The organism is Pseudoalteromonas sp. 68 DY56-GL68 (genome assembly GCF_041414825.1).
Lineage (GTDB): Bacteria > Pseudomonadota > Gammaproteobacteria > Enterobacterales > Alteromonadaceae > Pseudoalteromonas.
On sequence record NZ_JAOCZL010000018.1, the window covers coordinates 164,749 to 188,055 of the forward strand.

Here is a 23,307-nt window from a genome sequence, read left to right on the forward strand (position 1 = left end):
CGTGGTGATTGATGATTGCTATTTTTGGTGGCACATTTGACCCAATCCATCTAGGTCATATTAATATGGCTGAGCAATGTGTTCAGCAATGCAGCTTAAACACGCTTTATTTTATGCCCTGTGCAATACCTGCCCACAAAGCTAAGCCAGGTATAAGCGATGAGCACCGCATTAATATGCTCAAACTCGCGATTGAAAACAATCCACATTTTGCCATTGATTACCGAGAACTTAATCGAGATGGTGCGTCTTATTCACTGTTGAGCTTGCAAGAGCTGCGTGCAGAAAATCCAGCAGCGCCAATTATGTTCTTAATTGGAATGGATTCATTCAATAACCTAGATAAATGGTTTAAATGGCAAGATATTGTCAAGCTATGTCATATTGTGGTCTACCAACGTCCTGGGCAACACTGCCAAGTAACCGGTGAACTGGCTGATTATAAAACACACGCTGAAACGGATGACCTTCACCAACTAGCGCACAACCATGCAGGTAAGCTGTTCTTTTTAAATGGCTTACAAGTTGATGCCGCATCCAGTAAAATCAGAAAAAAACTACTTTTAGATGATGACATGACGGAACTTTTACCACACAGCGTCAGTCAATACATTGCGCAGCATCATCTTTACCAAACAGATGAATAAATAGCGGTTGCGTGATAAAATAACAAATTACGATAATTTAATTTTGAGAAAACACTTTGGATTCTAAACAACTACTCGCCTTTGCCCTTGATAAAATCGACGATATGAAAGCTCGTGATGTGGTACAACTCGATGTTCGTGGTAAATCTGATATTACTGACTATATGTTAGTGTGCTCTGGTAACTCTAAGCGTCACGTACAATCAATTGCCGATCACGTTGCCAAAGAGGCGCGTCACGCGGGTGAAGAGCCGCTTGGTTATGAAGGCCAAAACGAAGGCGAATGGGTACTTGTTGACCTAGGTGATGTTGTTGTACACGTAATGCAAGATCAAACACGTGACTTCTATGATCTAGAGAAACTTTGGGGTTAACCCTTAGCAAGAACATAGGTACGCATTTTGAAGATACAATTGATTGCTGTTGGCACAAAAATGCCAGCATGGGTTGAAACCGGATTTACAGAGTATCAACGCCGTTTTCCGCGTGATATGCCACTTGAACTTGTTGAGATACCAGCAGGAAAGCGTGGTAAAAATGCGGATATCAAACGTATTTTACAACTCGAAGGTGAAAAAACCTTGGCGGCTATTCCAAAGGGTAACCGTATTGTTACCTTGGAAGTAACCGGTAAACCTATGGATACGCATCAACTCGCTAAGAGTATGGAGAAGTGGCAACTTGATGGACGTGATGTGAGTTTGTTAATTGGCGGCCCTGAAGGCTTAGCACCTGAATGTATCGCAGCCTCTGAACAAAAGTGGTCACTATCAAACCTAACACTACCGCACCCTTTAGTGCGTATTATTGTTGCCGAAAGCCTTTACCGTGGCTGGAGCTTGAATAACAACCACCCTTATCATCGCGAGTAGTAAAACCAATGCGAAAACACAGACCCACGATTCGAGACCACTCGGCTGAAGCAAACTTATTTGCTCGCCGAGCATTTGTGGGTTTTGTGTTTGTTACCCTGCTAATTGGTGTCTTATTATCAAATTTATATAACATACAGGTAATTGATCACCAAGATTACCAAACTCGTTCGAACGATAATCGTATTAAAGTCATTCCGATTGCGCCCAATCGTGGCCTTATCTATGACCGAAATGGGGTATTACTGGCCGAAAACAAACCAGTTTACAATCTTGAAGTGATCCCTGAAGATGTCGACGACCTCGATAAAGCGCTCACAGCTGTTCAACAGATTATCGATATCAGTGAGCAACAAAAAGCTGACTTTTTAGATGATATAAAGCATAACCGTCGCTTTAAAAGCCAAGTACTAAAATCACGATTAAATGAAACCGAAGTAGCAAAGTTTTCGGTAAATCAGCATAAATTCCCAGGGTTTAGTATTGAAGCTCGCCTCGCTCGCTACTACCCATATGGTGATACCCTCACCCATGCCTTAGGTTATGTTGCTAAGCTTAATAAAAAAGAGCTTACAAAACTCGAAGCGGAGGATCAGGCGACTAACTACCGTGCAACGCACGACATTGGTAAGCTGGGTATCGAAAAGTATTACGAAGAACTCCTGCATGGTATGGTTGGCTCACAACGTGTTGAAGTAAATAACCGTGGTCGAGTAATTCGTACTCTTAGCCTTACCCCACCAGAGCCTGGCCATGATTTAGTGCTTACCCTCGATATAGGTTTACAGCAAATTGCCCAACATGCCTTAAAAGATATGCGGGGTGCGGTTGTTGTGCTTGATGCCAAAGATGGCGGAGTATTGGCGCTATACTCAAATCCAAGCTACGACCCTAACTTGTTTGTGCATGGTATCAGTAGCAAAGATTACAAAGAATTACTAAACCCTGATCGACCACTTATAAATCGTACAACCCAAGGCCGGTATGCCCCTGCATCAACAGTGAAGCCACACATGGCTATTTTGGCATTGGAAGAAGGGCTGGTCACCGAGCAAACAAAAATTTGGGACCCTGGCTTTTTTCAAATACCTAATGTTGAACACAAATGGCGTGACTGGAGACGTTGGGGCCATGGTCATGTCGATGTGTACAAAGCCATTGAAGAGTCATGTGATACCTACTTTTACGATGTAGCTTACCGATTAGGCATCACTAAAATCAGTGACTTTATGACTCAGTTTGGCTTTGGCGAGCTCTCGGGTATTGATATTCATGAAGAAACAACGGCAATTATGCCATCCAAAGAATGGAAAGAAGCCCGTTTCAGAGAATCGTGGTGGCGAGGCGATACAATTTCAGTGGGTATTGGACAAGGCTATTGGACTGCCACTCCGATGCAAATAGCCAATGCAACTAACATTTTGGTGAACCGTGGTTTGGACCACCCTCCTCATCTTGTTCAAGTAGCCAAAAAAGAAAACGAAGTAACGCAAATCAATAATGATGAAAAGCCACCTGTGGTACTTAAAAATCCACATCACTGGCAAATTGCACTTGATGCGATGCACAACACCGTACATAAAGTAACAGGGACAGCCCATAAAGCATTTAAAGGGGCGACTTATGACCCTGCTGGCAAAACGGGAACCGCACAAGTTGTCAGTATTGCACAAGGTGAGCGTTATGACGCTAAGTCATTAAAAGAGCGCCAACGTGATAACGCAATTTATATTGGTTTTGCACCCTATAATGACCCACAAATTGTTGTTTCTGTGGTCGTAGAAAATACTGGTGGTGGTAGTACCGTTGGTGCGCCAATCGCCCGCCAGTTAATGGATTACTACTTTTCGGCTAACCCAATTCAAACAGCTCAAAGTGACGCGCCATGATCCCATTAAATAAAAAACGCTCTATCTGGCAGCGCCTTCACCTCGATTTACCGCTTCTAATTGCCCTTATGGCTATGATGGTAGCGAGTCTTGCTATCGTATACAGCGCCAGTGGCCAAGACTCGGCGATGATGATTCGCCATGCAACCCGTATGTTTGGCGCTGTGCTAGGTATGTTTATTCTTGCTCAGTTTTCACCTAATACATTAAAAAGCATGGTTATACCCCTTTATTGTGTGGGGCTTTTGATGCTGGTTGGTGTTTTGCTATTCGGCGTTAGCTCAAAAGGTGCTCAGCGTTGGCTTGATTTGGGCGTAACTCGATTTCAACCGTCTGAATTAATGAAAATAGCCGTTCCTATGATGGTTGCATGGTATATCGGGCGTAACCACTTACCACCGAGAGTCATCCACTTAATTATTGGTTTTGCGATCGTGATGGTACCAACCGTCTTAATAAAAGAGCAACCTGACTTAGGTACCTCGATTTTAATCGCCAGTTCTGGCATCTTTGTGTTGTTTTTGTCTGGTTTAAGTTGGCGCTTGATTGGTTTTTTTAGTGCAACCATCGCGCTCGCTGCATGGCCATTTTGGCATTACGGAATGCACGACTACCAACGCCAACGGGTACTCACGTTTTTAGATCCTGAAAGTGACCCTCTGGGTTCTGGCTACCACATAATTCAGTCAAAAATAGCCATTGGTTCTGGTGGTATAGAGGGAAAAGGTTGGCTGCAAGGTACCCAATCACAACTCGAGTTTTTACCAGAAAGGCACACTGACTTTATTTTTTCAGTACTCAGTGAAGAGTTTGGTCTTTTTGGTGTTTGCTTACTGCTTTGCATGTACCTATTTATCATAGGTCGCGGACTCTACATTGCTGTTAATGCCCAAGATGCATTTGGTAAACTTCTAGCGGGAGCGCTCACGTTAACCTTTTTTGTTTATGTATTTGTAAATATTGGCATGGTATCGGGTTTACTCCCTGTAGTGGGTGTTCCCTTACCATTAATTAGTTACGGTGGCACATCGATGGTAACCCTGATGGCCGGGTTTGGTATTATTATGTCCATCGCTACCGATAAAAGGATGCTTTTAAAATAATGATAAACCGCGTGAACCTTCTATTTATTGTTTTAATGTGTGTGTTGCTAACAGCATGTAGCTCTTCTTCACAACGAGGCAGGTATGCAATGGAACATGATGCTGCTCCGCTGCGTAAGCCTACAGAGCTTGAAATGCAAGATGCCGTCGTCACACCTGTAGTGAAAAGTGCAAGTGCTGGTCGTCCTTATGAAGTACTAGGTAAACGCTACACACCTATGCTTGATGAAACCGGTTATTCTGAGGAAGGTATAGCGTCGTGGTACGGTCGAAAATTTCATAATTACCACACCTCTAACGGCGAAATATACGATATGTTTGCTATGTCTGCCGCTCATAAAACGCTGCCTTTACCCAGTTTTGCCCGTGTGACTAATCTAGATAATGGTAAATCGGTAATCGTACGAGTAAATGATCGCGGCCCTTTTCATGATGACAGGTTAATTGACCTGTCCTATTCAGCCGCTTACAAGCTAGGCTATTACACAAAAGGTACAGCGCGTGTTAAGGTTGAAGCAATTACACTTGCCGATTCTGCCCCACGTTTAAGTTACATACAGGTTGCTGCAGGCAGTACACTTGCTAACGTCGAAGCTCTCGCGTTTCAATTGCGTCAGCAATACCATGTACCAACAAATATTGTTGAAAAAGACGGAATTTATCGTTTGCGACTCGGTCCAATCAAAGATGCCGCAGAAGCACAAACTGTCTTGAACAAATTAAAACAAAACCAATTTCAGAACGCGTTCTTGCTTTACAGTGAGTAAGACCTTTAGAATAGGTTAACGCGACATGTTTAACTTTAACCATTAATGAGTATGATGAAATCTATAAAATATAAAATCTTAAGTGGCGTTTGTGGCCTTGTTTGCACTGCTAGCGTTTTCTCTGCAACAGCCCAAATCATCCCTGCCCCACCTCAAGTTAATGCGAAAGGTTACTTCTTGGTTGATTTCACCACCGGTAAAGTGATCGCAGAAGGCGAAGCCGATACCAAATTGGCGCCTGCAAGTTTAACCAAAATGATGACCAGTTATGTAATTGGTACTGAAATTAAAGCAGGTAACATATCACCTACAGATATGGTTACTGTAAGTGAAAAAGCGTGGGCAAAGAATTTCCCTGAATCATCAAAAATGTTTATCGAAGTTGGTAAACAGATCAGTGTTGACGATCTTAACCATGGCATCATCATTCAATCTGGTAACGATGCCTGTGTAGCAATGGCCGAGCATATTGCTGGTAGTGAAAGTGCATTTGCTGATTTAATGAATGCTCATGCTGAAAAGTTAGGTATGACTAACAGCCACTTTATCAACAGCCATGGTTTAGATACAACTGAGCATTTCACAACTCCACGCGATATGGCGACACTGGGCGCTGCACTTATTCGTGACGTACCTGATGAATACGAAGTGTATGCTAAAAAATCATTCACTTATAATGGCATTAAACAATATAACCGTAACTCATTGTTATGGGATGAGAGCATGAATGTTGATGGCATCAAAACTGGCCACACATCAGAAGCGGGCTATAGCTTAGTGAGCTCTGCGACTAAAGACGATATGCGTTTAATTGCTGTCATTATGGGCGCAGAAAGTGAGCGCGCACGTAAAGTTGAAAGTAAAAAGTTACTGAACTACGGTTTTCGCTTTTTCGAAACAATTACACCGTACAAAGCTGGCGATAGCTTCGCTGAGCAACGTATTTGGATGGGTAACAAAGAAAATGTATCTTTGGGTATTTTAGAAGATACGCCGATTACGATCCCTCGTGGTCAACGTAAAAATTTAAAAGCAAACTTTGAGCTTGATAAAACCTTAGAAGCACCGCTTGAAAAAGGGACAAAAGTAGGTACTTTATTTTTACAGCTTGAAGGTGAAGAAATCGCGCAATATCCACTAGTTACACTAGAGGAAGTAGCAGAAGGTAGCTTCTTTAGCAAAATTTATGATTACCTACGTTTACAAATAATGTAATAACGAATAAAAGATTATAAACGCCTTGCATCGCAAGGCGTTTTTTTTTGCCTGAAAAATGATAGAATGCGCCCCATATCAGTCGCGCTGGGTCGAGTGCGTCATAACCTAGTTTGCTTAACGCCAAGAAGTGGCCGAGAAAATCTCTATTAAGCACACTCACTGTTTGAGGAGTCACCGTCGTGGTTCAACCTGTTAAAAATACTAAGTTTGATGAGTATTTAGACTTCCCTTGCCCATTTACATTTAAAATCATGGGCTTAGCAAATGTAAACTTGACAGATCAAGTCTTAGAAAAGCTGCAACCTATTGCACCAGGTGATTACGCACCTAAAGTAAAGCCAAGCAGCAAAGGTAATTACGAATCAGTAACGCTTGTTGCAACGGTCACAAGCAAAGAGCACATTGAAGAAATCTATAACGTGATCAGCAACATCGATGACGTACGTCATATGCTATAGGCTGATTACGGAGTAAGTCGTGAGCGAAAGAGAATTAATCGTTCGTCAGTTAGGTCGTCAGCGTTACATGCCTATTTGGCAAAAAATGCAATCTTTTACTGATACTCGTGATGAACATACCGCGGATGAAATCTGGTTAGTAGAACACGAACCTGTATTTACACAAGGCCAAGCAGGTAAAGCAGAACACTTGCTAAACACGGGTGATATTGAAGTTATTCAAGTGGATCGTGGTGGCCAAGTTACCTATCACGGTCCAGGCCAACAAATGATGTACGTGCTGTTTAATTTACGTCGTTTAAATATTGGTGTGCGTGAACTCGTCACTTGGTTAGAAGAGTGTATTATAGACACGCTTAAAGATTATGATATTGATGCTTACGCCAAAGCCGATGCACCGGGTGTCTACGTAAACGATAGTAAAGTGGCCTCACTTGGTCTTCGCGTTCGTCGCGGCTGCTCTTTCCACGGTTTAGCACTGAATGTAAACATGGATTTAGCGCCTTTTTTACGGATCAATCCATGCGGCTATGCAGGTATGAACATGGTGCAAACAACCGACTTGCATGGCCCACAAAACCTCGAGCAAGCAGGTGCAGGGCTTGTAAAACACATGATTAAAAAGCTTAATGCTACTGTGGTTAAGCACACTGAAGGGTTTGAAAACGAATGAATAAACCAGTCAAAATGGAACCAGGCGTAAAACTGCGTGATGCAGAGAAAATGGCGCTGATCCCAGTTAAAGTTTTACCAACTGAAAAAAACGAGATGTTGCGTAAGCCAGAATGGCTAAAAATTCGCTTACCAAAATCAACCGAACGTATTGATGGCATTAAACAAGCTATGCGTAAGCATGGTTTACACTCAGTATGTGAAGAAGCATCGTGCCCTAACCTATCTGAATGTTTCAACCACGGTACTGCGACCTTTATGATTCTAGGTGCAATTTGTACACGTCGCTGTCCATTCTGTGATGTTGCCCACGGCCGTCCATTAAAGCCAGATGCAGCAGAGCCAGAGAAACTGGCACTGACTATCAAAGATATGAAGCTAAGCTACGTTGTAATCACATCAGTTGATCGCGATGATTTACGCGACGGTGGTGCACAACACTTTGCTGATTGTATCCGCGAGATTCGTAAGCATAACCCTAAGATCACGATTGAAATCCTTGTGCCTGATTTCCGTGGCCGTATGGACCGTGCTCTTGATATCTTAATTGAAACACCACCTGATGTATTCAACCATAACCTCGAGACTGCACCACGTTTATACAAGCTTGCTCGTCCAGGAGCTGACTATAAATGGTCACTTGAGCTATTACGCCGTTTTAAAGAAGCACACCCTAATGTGAAAACAAAGTCTGGCTTGATGGTAGGTTTAGGTGAAGAAATTAGCGAGATTGAAGAAGTGCTACGCGACCTTCGCGAGAATAACGTTGATATGCTAACTGTAGGTCAATACCTGCAACCGTCTAAACACCATCTAGCAGTAAAGCGTTACGTGCCACCAGCAGAGTTTGATGCTTTAAAAGACTATGCAGATGAGATTGGCTTTACGCATGCTGCCTGCGGCCCGTTTGTTCGCTCAAGCTATCATGCTGACCAACAAGCAGCTGGTAAAGAAGTAAAATAATACGCCAGTATATAAAACTAAAAAAGGCCGCGATATTTTATAATTCGCGGCTTTTTAGTTGATTAATATTCTCTTTTTCTCTGAGCATTGCAGACTGCTCATGAGCGTATAGTTTCACAAGTTCAGCTTCAGAGATGGGTGTGATAGCCGACACACTCTGCAATATCATAGAAGGAAACACGTGCTTAAAAACATACCCAACACGTTCAATGTGAAATTCTGAACTGACTAAAATTAACTTTTGAATGCCCGCTGCTTCTAAAATAGGTTTTGCAAGTGTCGCATCTTCTAACGTAAACCGGCTGGGTGCATTATCTAAAAAAACTTTTTCAGCAACACCTAAACTCATTAAATATCGTTGCGTTAAATAACCATGTGGGTGAGCACTGAGATTAAAACTACCGTAACCCCCAGTACATAAAATATAGCTACCTGGGTTATTTAAATACACCTCGAATGCTTTATCACAACGACTTTTTGCAATTATCGATAAGCTGCCATCCGCCTCATTAGGTGCACCGAGTACGACAATCCCTGTTTTCATTTGCAGTCCTTAAACTTGGTATCGGGCTAAAAACATTTTAACCGTTTGCCTAATAATCTCTGCGTTGGCTTTACTGTCTTGTTGCTCAAAACCATAAAGTAACGGATAAAAAATTAATGACTTTAATTGGTAGACAAACTGTTTAGCTGCAAACTCTGCATCTTCAACTTGTAATTTCTGAGCGAGCGTGGCTTGTTCTAAAAACGCCACTAAATCTTGCATACACCCCATACTATTATTAGCAAGTGATTTGGCCAAGTCAGGCTGCTGTAACATCTGCATAAAAGCAACTTTTGCTACTTTTAAAAACTCCTTAGACGTTAATAAAGCAACTTCTTGTTCAGCTATTTGTGTAAGCTGCTCATTGACGGGTTTATCGCTATTAAAAAGCACAGCATTATCTTTACGTACCTTTTCAAACATAAAGACTAAAATAGCCTGAAACAACACATCCTTATTCTCAAAGTGGTTGTAAACCGTTCGCTTCGAAACCCCTGCTAAACTCGCTACCTGATCCATACTGGTATGCTCAAATCCTTGCTGAAAGAAAAGAGTTTCTGCAGCATTTAAAATATCTAATCGCTTTCTTTGTGATAATTTCATCGACCCCTCCGATTACCTAGCTAGTGTAACGCAAAAACAAAAATTGCACTATATAGTTTACTTTTAATATAAACCATGAAAAACTACACTGTGTAGTTTACTTGTGGTGACAATATGAAATTTCTTAAATGGCTAGCAATCGCCGCTCTATGCATCGTAATGGGAGTGTTTATTATGAATAATCAATTAGTTGCTGAAGGTGTGAGTAACAACAGCCACTCAGCACAATTAACAGGCGGCAAGTTTCACAATAGCGCTCAAGTTGAAAGACCTAGCTTTAAGAAAACACTAGGTATCTTCAAACGATTCATTACTGAAAAGAAAATTGATTCTGAGCCTAAAGGCGAGCTTCCAATGCACTCTGTTTCTAATGCACAACTTGAGCGTTTATCAAATGACACAGTGCATTTTGTAAAGTTAGGTCATTCATCTATTTTAGCGAAAGTGTATGGCGAATACTGGCTATTTGATCCGGTATTTTCAGAGCGCGCTTCGCCTTTTACATTTATGGGTCCAAAACGCTTTCAGCCAACACCGATCAGCATTGAAGAGTTACCAGACATCGCGAAAGTGTTTATTTCACACAACCATTATGACCACTTAGATAAAGCGGCAATTAAACAACTAGTCGATAAAACGGCGTCTTTTTATGTGCCGCTTGGTGTCGAAAACGACCTTAAAAAATGGGGCGTTGATGAACAAAAAGTGCATAGTTTTGATTGGTGGCAAGAGCAAAATACGGCAAATAGCCAACTTGTATTTACACCAACACAGCACTTCTCTGGCCGTGGTTTAACTGATGGCAACAAAACACTATGGGGTTCATGGGCAATTAAGGTCAACAATAAGCGCTTTTACTTCAGTGGAGACTCCGGTTACTTTGCAGGTTTTAAAGAAATTGGCGACCGCTATGGGCCATTTGATATTACTTTTATAGAAACAGGTGCCTATGATAAAGATTGGGCTGATATTCACATGACACCCGAACAGTCTGTACAAGCACATTTAGACCTCAAAGGCGATGTGATGGTGCCTGTCCACAATGGTACTTTCGACTTAGCCTTTCATGCATGGTATGACCCACTAAGGCGCGTTGCAAAAAAAGCCGCGCAAGAGCATGTTTCGCTCAGCACACCGTTAGTTGGTGAGATATTCAGAATTCAAGATTCTGTTATCGATAAAGCATGGTGGTAAAAGTGAAAGGATGTGAATTGCATGACTACCCTTTCATCTTGAATAATTAGTTATTGAAAGCGTCTTTCTGGACAGTCCCACTTCCTGCCAATATAGTGAGACTCTGTTCAACAAACCAGAAAAAATGATGATAACCTACTTAAAATACGCAAGCCTAGCCTTTGCAGTTGGTTTAGCGGGCTGCTCAGAGCCTGCATCAAATACTAGTGAAAGCGTAATAAACAATGAAACTGTGAACATTGACAATGTACGCTCACATATTAAAACACTTGCTTCTGATGAGTTTTTAGGTCGTGGACCGCTAACGGAAGGCGAAACGCTAACAATTAACTACCTAGCAAATGAATATAAAAAACTTGGCCTAACAGGCAGCTACAAAGGCGAGTTTTTGCAACCTGTTACTATGGCGAAACTCACGCCTGATCAAAACATGACATTGAAAGTCGGTGATCTAAGTTTCAATGCAGGCAGTGACTTTACTGCTCGCACTCAACAAATTAATCCAGAAATTAATATTGATGGTTCTGATGTTGTGTTTGTTGGCTACGGTATTAATGCACCTGAATATAATTGGAATGACTTTGCCGATATTGATGTCAAAGACAAAACAATCATAGTACTTGTTAATGATCCAGGTTTTGCTACTCAAGATGAGACGCTATTCACTGGTAATGCGATGACCTATTATGGTCGTTGGACTTACAAATACGAAGAAGGCGCACGTCAAGGTGCCAAAGCTGTTTTCATCGTCCACGAAACAGCTCCTGCTGCTTACCCTTGGGGCGTTGTAGAAAGCTCTAACACGGGCAGTAAATATACTTTAATCGACCAAGCTAACAATGCCTCAGACGTCCCTGTTATGGGTTGGATTGATGAGCAAGCTGCCAATGAAATATTCGCGCAAGCAGGTTTTGATTATCAAACTGAAAAAGCCAACGCATTAAAAACAGACTTTCGACCAGTTGATTTAAAAGCTAAGGCCGAACTGACGCTTAAAAGTGATATTTCACAAGCGCAATCGCATAACGTTGTTGCAACGCTCACTGGTAGTGAAACCCCTGAAGAATACATTGTCATTGGTGCACATTGGGATCATTTTGGTACCAAGCAAACTGATGATGGGCTGAAGATTTACAATGGAGCTGTTGATAATGCATCTGGGAGCGCAGCGACAGTTGAAATTGCTCGCATTCTTAGTGAAATGCACAAGAAAAAGCCATTTAAACGCTCTATTATCTTCGCCAACTTCACCGCAGAAGAAACTGGCTTAATTGGCTCTGAGCAATTTGCTACCGGTGAGATTGTGCCTACAAAACACATGGTGGCACTACTAAACATTGATGGCATGAATGTGCTTGATGGCGTTGATTACATTTTACAATATGGAAAAGGCATGTCTGAAATGGAAGACTACCTAGCTGATGCAGCCAAAGCACAAGGCCGCCACGTAAAAATGGACCCAAGACCACAAAATGGCCTGTTTTTCCGCTCAGACCACTTCTCTTTAGCTAAACAAGGTGTGCCTAGCTTGTTGTTTATGAGCCTAGGTGATACCGACCCAGACTACATTGCTCATAAATACCATAAAGAAGCAGATGACTATTCGCCACAATGGTCAATGGGTGGCGTTGAGCAAGATATTGAACTCATTGTTGATATTGCTGCCAAGCTTGCCAATAACGGTGATTGGCCAAAGTGGAAAGCTGATTCTGACTTCAAAGCTCGCCGTTTAGAAGATAGGAAATAATTAAGCATTCGCTGAATGACGCTAACTCGAACAATCAGATTCGATGAATGAAATTGAATTTGATTGTTCGAATTTTTGCCTTATTCATCGACAGAGATAATATGAGAGTTATTAGGTATTTCATTCCTCTTCCTTAATACAACTTCCTACTTGTTTTTTCATTCTGCTTACCTGTCGGTATGTGTCATTAAATGAATACCAAGCTTACGTCATAACACTAAGCCAAATTTCCAATTACATAAGACCCAAAAATAGCGCTCACTTTTTAATTTTAACAAGTTAGCAGCATTATTTATTAATGATAATTAGATTCTGTACTGTAAGAAGCAAGTGATGAACTAGGCAAGAGTCAATTTTTTCACCATATGAAGCACGGTGATTTTAGGACATAAAAAGACCCCCAGTAATTGGATTATCCAACTAGTGGGGGTCACTTCAAATAGCTCGGTTTTCTAGTCTAAAATGACCTTACCCGTTAAGCTTCGCCTTTAGCGACTGTGCCTCTGCTTGCACTTCATCTGGGCCGTTGTTGATGACATCTTCAATAGCCTGTAAAGCTGAATCAAAATCGTCAATTTCAATATATGCTCTTGCTAAATCAAGCTTGGCAGAATAACCACCGCTCTCTGCATCAACGTCTGTTGGGTTATCACCTGCTAGTAAGTCATCAAAGTCACTTAAGCCGACATCCATATCCACATCGTCATAAGGCTCGTAATCAAGCGCTTCATCATCACTTTGTTCGAGCAATGAATCAATATCCACAAACTCATCACTGGCCGAGGTATCTGGTGAAGTGCTGTTAGGCTCTGTGGTTTCTAACTCGTCACTATTTGAGTCGTCAATTTGTAGGTCTTCATTTAGAAGCGCATTAAAATCAACATCAAATTCGCTGGCATCGGCAACATGGCTATCATCAGGTTCTGCAAGTTCATTTAATAACGCATCAAAGTCTGTTTGCGTAAGATCAGCCATGAAATCATCGTCGATATCATCATCTGAAATATCACTGAAGTCATCCGTTGAAGCTGGCTCTTTATCAGCTAGTGTCTGCTCCTGTTCGTGCTCAGTACCTAAATCAAGTAGGTTATCACCTTCTTGTGTGTTCTCTTCATCAGAGTCAATTAAGTCATCTTCTGTAAACTCATTGTCGATGAGAATCTCATCGTCAAAGTCATCATCTAGCTGATCGACACCCGCCGCAGCAAGAGAGTCTGCTAAGTCTTGCTCCGCTTGACTCGGTGTTAACTCTGTTTCATTGTTTGTTTCGTCAACAACCTCGTCTGCTTCTAACTCATCAAATTCAAGCTCTGGATACTCTTCCAACTCTTGGCTTGGGGTAACCATATCTTGTGATAATGGCTCATCTTCAGCGTCTAAATCAACGTCATCGACACGCTCTTCTTCAGCGAGCGGATCATCGCCAAGATCGATTTCTACTTCTTCAAAATCTTCATTTGGCTCATCTATTGACCAGTCTGGTGCAGCGACATACTCTTCCTCTTCCCCAATTTCGCTAAGAAGCTCATCAACACTCTTTAATGATGGATCATCATATTCATCTAAACTGTCGTCATCATCTAGCAAGTCATCACTGTTTTCACTAAAGTCAGTATTGATAGCTTCATCAATATCAACTTCGTCAATGTCTGCATCATCGTTTAACTCCGATGCAAGCTCTTCTACGCGAGTATCATCAATTGCTTGTTCTGCATCAGCAAGATCTTCGAGTGAATCAGTGAGATTTTCATCATGCTCAGATGAGGGCTCTGAAGCAGAGAGTTCTGAAATTTGTGCCTGCGTATCTTGCTTTAATTCATTTGCCTCTTGTATTAGCTCATCAATATCATCAAGCGCTAATTCGTCATCACCATTGAGTGAATCATCTAATTCATCCTCATCGGTAAGCGAGTCAATATCATCAACGTCGAGTGTATCTTCAATCTCGTCTTCATCAACAAGTGCGTCCGCATCTGGTTCAACGTGTGCTGGCTCTTCCGCTTGCTCTTCTGCGGCTTCGTCGATAAGTGCGTCAATATCATCGACATCGAGTGCATCATCAATGTCGTCTTCATCAACAAGTGCATCCGCGTCTGGTTCAACGTGTGCTGGCTCTTCTGCGGCTTCGTCGATAAGTGAGTCAATGTCATCGACATCAAGTGCATCATCAATCTCGTCTTCATCAACAAGTACATCCGCATCTGGCTCAACCTGTGCTGGCTCATCCGCTTGCTCTTCTGCGGCTTCGTCGAGAAGTGCGTCAATATCATCGACATCGAGTGCATCATCAATCTCGTCTTCACCAACAAGTGCATCCGCATCTGGCTCAACTTGAGCTGGCTCATCCGATTGCTCTTCTGCGGCTTCGTCGATAAGTGAGTCAATGTCATCTAAATCAAAGTCGTCCTCAATGTCACCTTCATCAACAAGTGCATCCGCGTCTGGTTCAACTTCAGTTGGCTCATCGTTTTGATCTTGTGCGGCTTCGTCGATAAGTGAGTCGATGTCATCGATATCGAGTGCATCATCAATCTCATCTTCATCAACAAGTGCATCCGCGTCTGGTTCAACTTGAGTTGGCTCATCGTTTTGATCTTGTGCGGCTTCATCAATGAGTGAGTCGATATCATCGACATCGAGTGCATCATCAATCTCATCTTCATCAACAAGTGCATCCGCGCCTGGTTCAACTTGAGCTGGCTCATCGTTTTGATCTTGTGCGGCTTCGTCGATAAGTGAGTCAATGTCATCGACATCGAGTGCATCATCAATCTCATCTTCATCAATAAGTGCATCCGCGTCTGGTTCAACTTCAGCTGGCTCATCGTTTTGATCTTGCGCGGCTTCATCAATGAGTGAGTCGATATCATCTAGGTCAAAGGCATCGTCTGCTTCATCTTCATCAACAAGATCACCTTCTTCAACAGGTACTGGTTCAGACTCGTCTGTTTGTGCTTCATCGATTAAACTATCTATATCGAAATCGTCTTCATCGATCAGTTCTGCATCAGGCTCATTTGAAGGTTCGTCAAGTAGATCATCAATATCATCGTTATCAATACTTGCATGTGTATCCTCTGCTGCGTCTTGTTGCTCATCAATCAAGCTATCGATATCAAAGTCTTCTTCAGCAAGTTCTTCACTTAAGGCGGCCATTTCATCATTTGAAGAGCTTGACTCAAGCGAATCATCAAGGCTGTCATCGTTTTCAAATAAATTATCAATATCATCGGCACTTAAAATATCACCAGAAGTGTCTGCAGCAGATGGCTCACTATCTAAATCAATTTCATCACCTAAGCCGTCATCATCAGATTGGTCAAAGTCTTGCTGTAAGAATGAATCAAGTTCATCATCTTCAATCGCTTGTTCTGGCGTATCATCATTAAAGACAATATCGTCACTCAAAAGTCCTTCAAGCTCGTCTTGATTTAAAACATTATCATCGTCTTCATCAAAGCCATCATCAATGCTGTCATCAAAAATAATGTCATCATCAGGCAGCATGTCTTGCTCTAAATCGTCATCGTCTAAACGAACACTAAGATCATCGCTATCTTGTTCAGGCTCAGGCACAAGCGGATCAGAGTCAATTATAGGGTCTAGCTCTTCTTCTGAAGAGAAGCTTGGGCTCTGCGGTAAAAACTCATCGTCATCTGTCGACTCTGGTTCATTACGGTTGCGTTTTTTCAAAAACATAATCACGCCGCCAATAACCAGTAATGCAGGTATAAACATTAACGCGCCCAAAACAAATGGGTTGCTCAAAAGTGATGAAAAGTTAACCCCACTGTCCTGTTCAATCTTTTTTGCTCTTTGCTGCTCAATAATTTCGTTTTGTTTATCAATCAGTTCTTTAAGCTGCTTTTGAATTTCGCTATCTTGGCCCAGCTGATTACGAACAGTTTCAAGCTCTTTAGAAATACCCGTAAGTTGGTTTTTTAGCTTATTGTTCTCTTCTAAAATCTCTTCAACATTTTCTACAGACGACTTAAATTGCTTTTGCAACTCAACCAGTTGCGTACCCTGCTCAGCTTTAATGGTGTTAATTTCTTGCTTTAACTCTTGTTTAGCTTCATCAACATCAACTTTACGGGCTTGCGTTACTTTCTTTTGAGATTCATTGATTTGTGCTGTCGTTAACGTGCCGTTTTTCTTTCTTTCCCATAGTTCATCGTCTTGCTCAGAGCGTGCTTTTGCAAGCGTTGCGTTGACAGCTCGCATTTCAGCAATTGTAGGGATTTTAAGATAAGCGCCATCACGCATGTGATTAAGGTTTTGATCAAGAAACGATGATGGATTTTTCTCATACAGAGCCTGCATGACTTGATAGATACTCACTGAGTTATCAGGGCGAACTTTAGCCGCAATACGCCATAAAGTATCGGTCGGCTTAATTGGACCAATTGAGCGCCCCTGCGCACCATAATCGACACCTTTGGGGCCTTTAAGAGTGGTGCCTTCATTAGAGTAAGTTGGTGTTATCACCAATGCAGACGCTAATAAAAAGAGTGTAGCTAAACCGCGCATGCTGATCCTTTCGTGTTTTAAATGTTAACGCAGCAACTGTCGTTGCTTAAACATTGAGTAATTCTTGCAGAATTGAATTCTTAATTGTGTTTTCTAGCAAACTCTATTCCAGCTGCAAACTATAAACCAGTTGGGCTACAATATCTATTGCAACACATTGATAGTAAATAGCTTAAATAATCGCGGCTGAGATATATTTTTATTGTTATGGTTAAGTTTATACGCTTTTACGGCGTATGCGGCAATAATTTGGCAGTGAATTCACAAAAAAAGCGGCAACTCGCCGCTTTCTCCGTTTTTAATTCAGCCTAAATCATCAGATTTAAAGATAGTTTGCAATTAGCTCTTCTGCAATTTGCACACTATTTGTGGCTGCGCCTTTACGAGTGTTATCACTCACAACCCACATGTTTAGTCCGTGCGGATGAGAAATATCTGCACGCAGACGACCTACATAAACAGTATCGTTGCCGCTTGCATCAGATACTGCTGTTGGGTAATCGGCTAAATCATCAATAAGCTCAACCCCTTCGGCATCATTTAGTAACTGCTTTACATGCTCTAAATCAACCGGCATACGCGTTTCAATGTTAATTGCTTCACTGTGGCCAAAAAATACTGGCACACGCACACATGTAGGGTTAACAACAACACTGCTATCACCAAGGATTTTCTGTGTTTCGTTTACCATTTTCATTTCTTCACGTGTGTAGCCATTGTCTTCAAAACTATCGATTTGAGGAATAACGTTAAACGCAATCTGTTTAGGAAAAACAGCATTATCCATAGGACGTGCATTCATTAAGTTTGCTGTTTGTTTTGCAAGCTCATCAACCGCCTCTTTACCTGCACCTGACACGGCTTGGTAGGTAGACACATTAATACGATCAATACCGTAGGCATCATAAATTGGTTTCAATGCCACTAACATTTGAATGGTCGAGCAATTTGGGTTGGCAATAATATTACGGTTTCTAAAATCAGCTAAGCTCGATGCGTTCACTTCAGGAATAATAAGTGGTACATCAAAATCGTTTCTAAAGTGCGAGGTGTTATCGATAACAACACACCCTGCTTCTGCGGCTATTGGTGCGTACTTTTCAGAGACACTGCCACCAGCTGAGAATAAACCAATATGTGCTTGGCTAAAGTCAAATTCTTCTACATCAAGGACTTCAATCGCTTCACCGCGAAATTGAATTTCTTCACCTGCGCTACGGCTGCTTGCAAGTAAAAATAATTGGTCAACTGGGAACTTACGATCTTCTAACGTATCGATAATTTGGCGACCCACTAAACCTGTGGCACCTAAAACTGCAACATTAAATTTTTGCGACATGTGTTTTCCTCATGAGAATAAAGCAAATGCTCTATTCATTAATTCTAAATCCCAGTGCAGCTAATGTAGCTTCACACGCACTATTTGCGGCCACCGACAAAGTATTAAACTCACGTCGGGGCGGATAATTTTTACGTAAACTATCAAAACCCTCACTACTAAGCTTGCTACGCAAGATCCCATCATCACGACGCACATCATATATTAGATGCACCAGTCGGCCGATATCATCCAAGCTAAATGTTTCGCCTAGTGTGACTGCATGGCAAATAGGTTCTGGTAGAAAATCTTCTAACGATTTAAGCGCTGCAACCCCTTCTAGTTCACAGACTTTTTGGTAAAGCATTTGCGTACCGCGCGCTTTTCCTTCCTGTGTATGCCCTGCAATGTGTACGCTGACAAAGCGTACGTAATCAAGCAGAGGGGTCAATATAGTGGGTTCGTTTTCCCATACATCAAGCACACAGTCTAATTTTGCACCTTGCTCAAACACGTCAAGTAACGCTTGATTATCAATCACATCGCCACGGCTTGCATTAATAATGGTCATACCTGGCTTAAGTGCACTCAGGCGTGTTTTATCTAGCATATGCAACGTTTTATGCGGGCCGTGTTTCACTAAAGGAACATGAAAAGTAACAATATCAGAATCAGCCAATAGAGTGTCTAAATCAGTATGGTTGGGTAGCTCACCTGCTTCATGCTTTGGCGGATCACATAATAATAGTGTCATTCCTAACTGACTTAGTTTATCGCGTAAACAACTACCAATACTGCCAACACCTACAATACCAAGCGTTTTACCTTGCAAAGAGCTGGCATTTTCTTGGCTTAGAGCATATAGGCTACTAATTACATACTCTGCAACCGCCACGGCATTACAACCAGGTGCACTGCTAAAGGCAATATTTCGCTCAGCAAGTAAATCGGTATCAATGTGATCAACACCTATCGTTGCTGTACCCACAAATTTTAGTTTATCTGCTTGAGTTAATAAGGCTTTATCTACGTTTGTAACAGAACGCGTTAAAAGTATATCAACCCCTTTAAGTTGCTCAGGCTTTAGGTTACGGCCATCAAATCGCTCAACATCACCAAAATCAGCAAAGTACTGCTCAACCAATGGCATATTTTGATCTGCAAGAATTTTCATCTGTGTGTCCGAGAAGCAGAAAAGTGGCGCTATTGTAACTAAATAATCAGCTTTCGGATAGTTAACAGCTCTGAGGATTTTGCCGTTATCTCTAAAAAACTGACGTGCTTAAAAACAAAAAAGCCGAGCAAAGCTCGGCTTTCATACAAACAAGATAAAATTAACCTTTGTATTTGCTCATAACAAGCGTGGCGTTCGTTCCACCAAAACCAAAACTGTTAGACATAACAGTATTTAATTCTACATCTTGACGCTCTGTCACGATGTTTAAACCTTGTGCTTGTTCATCTAACTCATCAATATTAATTGAAGGTGCTACAAAGTTATTTTCAAGCATAAGTAGTGAGAAAATCGCTTCATGAACCCCGGCCGCACCTAATGCGTGACCAGTCATAGCTTTGGTTGCACTAATCATTGGCGAGTTACCACCAAATACTTCTTGGATTGCGCCTAACTCTTTTACATCACCTACAGGTGTTGAAGTACCGTGTGTATTTAAATAATCAATACCGCCTTCAATACCTTGCATCGCTTGCTTCATACAACGTACAGCACCTTCACCTGATGGTGCTACCATGTCGTAACCATCAGACGTTGCGCCATAGCCTGTGATCTCTGCATAAATGTGCGCACCACGAGCAAGCGCATGTTCAAGTTCTTCAACAACAACAATACCGCCACCGCCAGAGATAACAAAGCCATCACGGTTTGCATCGTACGTACGCGATGCTTTTTCTGGTGTTTCGTTGTATTTCGTTGACAATGCACCCATTGCATCGAATTCCATTGCCAGTGTCCAGTGAAGCTCTTCACCGCCACCTGCAAAAATAACGTCTTGCTTACCTAGTTGAATTTGCTCAACCGCATGACCAATACAGTGTGCAGATGTCGCACATGCAGAGCTAATTGAATAGTTAACACCTTTAATTTTAAATGGTGTTGCCAGACACGCAGAGGTCGTGCTCGCCATTGTACGTGGAACCATGTACGGGCCTACACGTTTTACACCTTTTTCACGTAGGATGTCTGCGGCTTCTACTTGCCATTTAGATGAACCACCACCTGAACCCACTAATAAACCTGTGCGTTCGTTCGAAACTTGCTCTTCGTTAAGGCCTGCATCTGCAATTGCTTGTGCCATAGAGATATAGGCATATGCAGCCGCATCGCCCATAAAACGCATTGCTTTACGATCAACAAATTCTTTGACATCAATATCGATTTTGCCAGATACGTTACTACGTAGGTTGTAATCAGCAAATTCTTGGTTGAACGCAATACCACTGCGACCCTGTTTTAATGATTCTAATACTTCTTCTTTGTTGTTACCGATGCTTGATACAACACCGATGCCCGTAATAACGGCTCTTCTCATGGGTAATTACCTTAGCTATATACTAAATTATGTTCTATTTTACGCTGAAATTACTCTCGAAGTGGTCAGCTTTCTAGCGTACACATGTACTCTGAATGTTTAGCTTATAAATAACGCCAGACTATTTCAAAGAAAACACGTAAAATAATGAAAAAAAGTTCGTTGTTATTTAGTTAAGTCATGATCAAAAACGCAAATATTCATTTTAATCACCTTGGTACACCCGTCGCCGATGAATTTGGCGATGTTTATTTCTCCAATGACGATGGCTTAGCTGAATCGCATTATGTGTTTTATCAACAAAACAATATCTCGCAACGATTACAAAATCATGACCGCAACCACTTTGTGATTGCCGAAACGGGCTTTGGTACAGGGCTTAACTTTTTAAACACATGGCAGCATTTTGCTGCTCACCTTGATAGGCAGCATGCAGAGCGAGAAGTTCAAAATCAACACGACCATAGTGGTAAAAAAAGTGTTAGCCGCCTGCATTTTATCTCGTTTGAAAAATACCCAATAAAACGTGATGATCTTATTCACGCACTCAAGGCATGGCCTACGCTTGCCCTTTATAGTGAACAACTTATTGCAAACTACCCTATCAATTTAGCGGGATGTCACAGGCTCGAGTTTGCTAATGGCCGTGTTGTGCTTGACCTCTACTTTGGTGATGTACAAGACAGCATTGATGCTATGAGCTATTCAAGTGAAGGTATCATTGATGCTTGGTATCTCGATGGCTTTGCCCCTAGTAAAAACCCCGATATGTGGCAACAGAGCCTATTTAATAAAATGCGCACTATTTCGCGCAGTAAAGCCACCCTTGCTACCTTCACCGCAGCAGGATTTGTAAGACGTGGTTTAATAGAGGCTGGCTTTACAATAGGCAAAGCGAAGGGCTATGGTAAAAAACGTGAAATGCTCATTGGCGAATTAACAGAGTCAAATGAGCAACAATCTGCCCCTGCTTTTTTTTCTCACCAGACGAGCATGTTAAACAATGTGGCTGTGATTGGCGGCGGTATAGCTAGCAGCAGCGTACTGTATTCACTGGCTAAAAGAGGGATTACTACCTCATTATTTTGTCAAGATGAAGCGCTTGCTATGGGCGCTTCACATAATGTTCAGGGCGCTGTTTACCCGCACCTACAAGCCAAAAACTCACCGCATAGCGAAATGTTTGCCCATAGTTTTTTATATGCTATGCGCCTTTATCAGCAATTACTTGATGCTGGCTTTGACTACCCTCACCAATGGTGTGGTGTGTTACAACATGCAGTAAAACAAGGCCTTGCCGATAAGCATCAAAACCTTGCCAATAAAGAGCTCTGGCCAACAGAACTAATGCGTAATGTTAGCGCCTGCGAAGGTGATGAAATTGCTGGTGTTGACACAGGCTATTCAGGTGTATTTTTTGAAAAAGGCGGCTGGGTGAACCCACCCGCACTTGTAACGGCACTGTTTAATGCAGCCAACTCACTAAGCACGATTAGCAGTCATTTTAATTGCCATATTAAACAGCTCGAAAAAACCGCCGCAGGTTGGCTTTTACATACACAAGAGCAAACATTTGGCCCATTTAGCGATGTGATTAATTGTGCAGGTGAGCACAGCGACCAATTTAGCCAAACTCAAGCATTACCCGTTGTAGGCGTTCGAGGACAAGTTTCACATGTTCAAGCAAGCGCATCCTCAAAGCGCTTAAAGACCGTGCTCTGTCACAAAGGTTATTTTACGCCTGAGTATCAAGGCCATCACTGCATGGGAGCGACATTTGAAAAAAACTCGAAAAGCCGCGAAATAAAACAGCAAGACAACCAAACAAACCGCGAGCAATTACTTAGCTTTTACCCAAACAGCGAGTTTGCCAACACCCTAGGTGAGATAACTTCAGCAAAAGCCGCGGTAAGATGTACCTTTATTGATCATCTGCCCATGGCTGGTGAATGGGCAGAGCAAAGTGATTACAGCAGCGCATTTGCTAATTTAAGGCTAGGTAAACGCTACCAATACCAAACCTTAGAAAAACCTCAGCAAGGGCTGCATATACTTACAGGATTTGGGGCAAGAGGACTCTGTAGCGCTCCTTTATGTGCCGAGCATTTAATTGCCTGCTTGAGTGATGAGCCAAGACCATTTAGCGAGCGAGTGAGCCAAGCGATTCACCCTGCCCGCTTTATAGTGCGTGATCTTATTCGCAATAAAATTTAACAGGGGCTTGCAAGCCCCC

Annotated in this window: 19 protein-coding genes; 13 read left to right on the forward strand and 6 right to left on the reverse strand. The window is 42.0% G+C overall.

The genetic code is table 11. The annotated features are described in order from the left end of the window. Positions 1-11: 11 nt before the first annotated feature. From nadD to lipA, 10 genes are all read left to right on the forward strand, one after another. Entirely contained in the window at positions 12-647 is a 636-nt protein-coding gene (gene nadD, locus NYF15_RS09220; RefSeq protein ID WP_130151340.1) for a nicotinate-nucleotide adenylyltransferase, read from the forward strand. A gap of 56 nt (positions 648-703) precedes the next feature. Continuing rightward, positions 704-1,021, forward strand: a complete 318-nt coding sequence (gene rsfS, locus NYF15_RS09225; protein WP_062570647.1) for a ribosome silencing factor — start codon at positions 704-706, stop codon at positions 1,019-1,021. Positions 1,022-1,048: 27 nt separating this feature from the next. Beyond that, positions 1,049-1,519, forward strand: coding sequence for a 23S rRNA (pseudouridine(1915)-N(3))-methyltransferase RlmH (rlmH, locus tag NYF15_RS09230; RefSeq protein ID WP_062570646.1), 471 nt, complete (start codon positions 1,049-1,051; stop codon positions 1,517-1,519). Between the two features lie 8 nt (positions 1,520-1,527). Next, a complete protein-coding gene (gene mrdA / locus NYF15_RS09235) occupies positions 1,528-3,408 on the forward strand; it encodes a penicillin-binding protein 2 (protein WP_237119408.1) in 1,881 nt (626 codons plus the stop codon). Continuing rightward, entirely contained in the window at positions 3,405-4,511 is a 1,107-nt protein-coding gene (gene rodA / locus NYF15_RS09240; protein WP_130151338.1) for a rod shape-determining protein RodA, read from the forward strand. Before mrdA ends, rodA begins: the two co-directional genes overlap by 4 nt. Then, the gene (locus tag NYF15_RS09245; protein WP_130151337.1) at positions 4,511-5,278 is read left to right on the forward strand and encodes a septal ring lytic transglycosylase RlpA family protein; all 768 of its coding nucleotides are present in this window, start codon (positions 4,511-4,513) and stop codon (positions 5,276-5,278) included. The genes rodA and NYF15_RS09245 overlap by 1 nt, the downstream gene beginning before the upstream one ends. 54 nt (positions 5,279-5,332) lie before the next feature. Next, positions 5,333-6,493 (forward strand): serine hydrolase, encoded by a 1,161-nt coding sequence (locus NYF15_RS09250; RefSeq protein WP_062570808.1) that lies wholly within the window; start codon positions 5,333-5,335, stop codon positions 6,491-6,493. 182 nt (positions 6,494-6,675) lie between these two features. Next, positions 6,676-6,954, forward strand: a complete 279-nt coding sequence (gene ybeD / locus NYF15_RS09255) for a DUF493 family protein YbeD (RefSeq protein WP_062570642.1) — start codon at positions 6,676-6,678, stop codon at positions 6,952-6,954. Between the two features lie 19 nt (positions 6,955-6,973). Next, entirely contained in the window at positions 6,974-7,627 is a 654-nt protein-coding gene (gene lipB, locus NYF15_RS09260; RefSeq protein WP_130151336.1) for a lipoyl(octanoyl) transferase LipB, read from the forward strand. Continuing rightward, on the forward strand, positions 7,624-8,589 hold the full coding sequence (lipA, locus tag NYF15_RS09265) for a lipoyl synthase (RefSeq protein ID WP_130151335.1): 966 nt from the start codon (positions 7,624-7,626) through the stop codon (positions 8,587-8,589). Before lipB ends, lipA begins: the two co-directional genes overlap by 4 nt. Positions 8,590-8,626: 37 nt before the next feature. Here the strand turns inward: lipA and NYF15_RS09270 are convergent, their stop codons facing one another. Further along, positions 8,627-9,133, reverse strand: a complete 507-nt coding sequence (locus tag NYF15_RS09270; RefSeq protein ID WP_371353380.1) for a YdcF family protein — start codon at positions 9,131-9,133, stop codon at positions 8,627-8,629. A gap of 9 nt (positions 9,134-9,142) precedes the next feature. Beyond that, positions 9,143-9,736 (reverse strand): TetR/AcrR family transcriptional regulator, encoded by a 594-nt coding sequence (locus NYF15_RS09275; RefSeq protein WP_130151333.1) that lies wholly within the window; start codon positions 9,734-9,736, stop codon positions 9,143-9,145. Positions 9,737-9,910: 174 nt separating this feature from the next. Between NYF15_RS09275 and NYF15_RS09280 the strand changes: the two genes are divergently transcribed. Together NYF15_RS09280 and NYF15_RS09285 are read left to right on the forward strand one after the other, a co-directional pair. After that, positions 9,911-10,930 carry an MBL fold metallo-hydrolase gene (locus NYF15_RS09280; protein WP_371353381.1) on the forward strand — a complete coding sequence of 340 codons (1,020 nt, stop codon included), beginning with the start codon at positions 9,911-9,913 and terminating at the stop codon, positions 10,928-10,930. A 124-nt stretch (positions 10,931-11,054) separates the two neighbouring features. Further along, on the forward strand, positions 11,055-12,677 hold the full coding sequence (locus tag NYF15_RS09285; protein WP_371353382.1) for a M28 family metallopeptidase: 1,623 nt from the start codon (positions 11,055-11,057) through the stop codon (positions 12,675-12,677). A gap of 468 nt (positions 12,678-13,145) precedes the next feature. On the opposite strand, the gene NYF15_RS09290 is transcribed toward NYF15_RS09285, so the two are convergent. The 4 genes from NYF15_RS09290 to fabB all read right to left on the reverse strand — a co-directional run bounded on the left by NYF15_RS09290 (position 13,146) and on the right by fabB (position 21,074). Further along, a complete protein-coding gene (locus tag NYF15_RS09290) occupies positions 13,146-17,207 on the reverse strand; it encodes a FimV/HubP family polar landmark protein (RefSeq protein WP_371353383.1) in 4,062 nt (1,353 codons plus the stop codon). Positions 17,208-17,529: 322 nt separating this feature from the next. Then, positions 17,530-18,546 (reverse strand): aspartate-semialdehyde dehydrogenase, encoded by a 1,017-nt coding sequence (locus NYF15_RS09295; RefSeq protein ID WP_371353384.1) that lies wholly within the window; start codon positions 18,544-18,546, stop codon positions 17,530-17,532. Between the two features lie 31 nt (positions 18,547-18,577). Next, on the reverse strand, positions 18,578-19,699 hold the full coding sequence (locus NYF15_RS09300) for a 4-phosphoerythronate dehydrogenase (protein ID WP_371353385.1): 1,122 nt from the start codon (positions 19,697-19,699) through the stop codon (positions 18,578-18,580). 160 nt (positions 19,700-19,859) lie between these two features. Beyond that, positions 19,860-21,074, reverse strand: a complete 1,215-nt coding sequence (gene fabB / locus NYF15_RS09305) for a beta-ketoacyl-ACP synthase I (protein ID WP_062570633.1) — start codon at positions 21,072-21,074, stop codon at positions 19,860-19,862. Between the two features lie 180 nt (positions 21,075-21,254). Between fabB and mnmC the strand changes: the two genes are divergently transcribed. Continuing rightward, the gene (mnmC, locus tag NYF15_RS09310) at positions 21,255-23,288 is read left to right on the forward strand and encodes a bifunctional tRNA (5-methylaminomethyl-2-thiouridine)(34)-methyltransferase MnmD/FAD-dependent 5-carboxymethylaminomethyl-2-thiouridine(34) oxidoreductase MnmC (protein ID WP_371353386.1); all 2,034 of its coding nucleotides are present in this window, start codon (positions 21,255-21,257) and stop codon (positions 23,286-23,288) included. Positions 23,289-23,307 lie beyond the last annotated feature (19 nt).

Excerpts from the sequence above, each read along its gene's own strand:
- NYF15_RS09300 (WP_371353385.1), bottom strand. The coding sequence starts at position 19,699 with ATGAAAATTCTTGCAGATCAAAATATGCCATTGGTTGAGCAGTACTTT.
- fabB (WP_062570633.1), bottom strand. The coding sequence starts at position 21,074 with ATGAGAAGAGCCGTTATTACGGGCATCGGTGTTGTATCAAGCATCGGT.
- NYF15_RS09270 (WP_371353380.1), bottom strand. The coding sequence starts at position 9,133 with ATGAAAACAGGGATTGTCGTACTCGGTGCACCTAATGAGGCGGATGGC.
- rodA (WP_130151338.1), top strand. The coding sequence starts at position 3,405 with ATGATCCCATTAAATAAAAAACGCTCTATCTGGCAGCGCCTTCACCTC.
- NYF15_RS09250 (WP_062570808.1), top strand. The coding sequence starts at position 5,333 with ATGAAATCTATAAAATATAAAATCTTAAGTGGCGTTTGTGGCCTTGTT.
- mnmC (WP_371353386.1), top strand. The coding sequence starts at position 21,255 with ATGATCAAAAACGCAAATATTCATTTTAATCACCTTGGTACACCCGTC.
- NYF15_RS09290 (WP_371353383.1), bottom strand. The coding sequence starts at position 17,207 with ATGCGCGGTTTAGCTACACTCTTTTTATTAGCGTCTGCATTGGTGATA.
- NYF15_RS09275 (WP_130151333.1), bottom strand. The coding sequence starts at position 9,736 with ATGAAATTATCACAAAGAAAGCGATTAGATATTTTAAATGCTGCAGAA.
- mrdA (WP_237119408.1), top strand. The coding sequence starts at position 1,528 with ATGCGAAAACACAGACCCACGATTCGAGACCACTCGGCTGAAGCAAAC.
- nadD (WP_130151340.1), top strand. The coding sequence starts at position 12 with ATGATTGCTATTTTTGGTGGCACATTTGACCCAATCCATCTAGGTCAT.
- NYF15_RS09245 (WP_130151337.1), top strand. The coding sequence starts at position 4,511 with ATGATAAACCGCGTGAACCTTCTATTTATTGTTTTAATGTGTGTGTTG.
- NYF15_RS09295 (WP_371353384.1), bottom strand. The coding sequence starts at position 18,546 with ATGTCGCAAAAATTTAATGTTGCAGTTTTAGGTGCCACAGGTTTAGTG.
- NYF15_RS09285 (WP_371353382.1), top strand. The coding sequence starts at position 11,055 with ATGATGATAACCTACTTAAAATACGCAAGCCTAGCCTTTGCAGTTGGT.
- NYF15_RS09280 (WP_371353381.1), top strand. The coding sequence starts at position 9,911 with ATGAATAATCAATTAGTTGCTGAAGGTGTGAGTAACAACAGCCACTCA.
- lipA (WP_130151335.1), top strand. The coding sequence starts at position 7,624 with ATGAATAAACCAGTCAAAATGGAACCAGGCGTAAAACTGCGTGATGCA.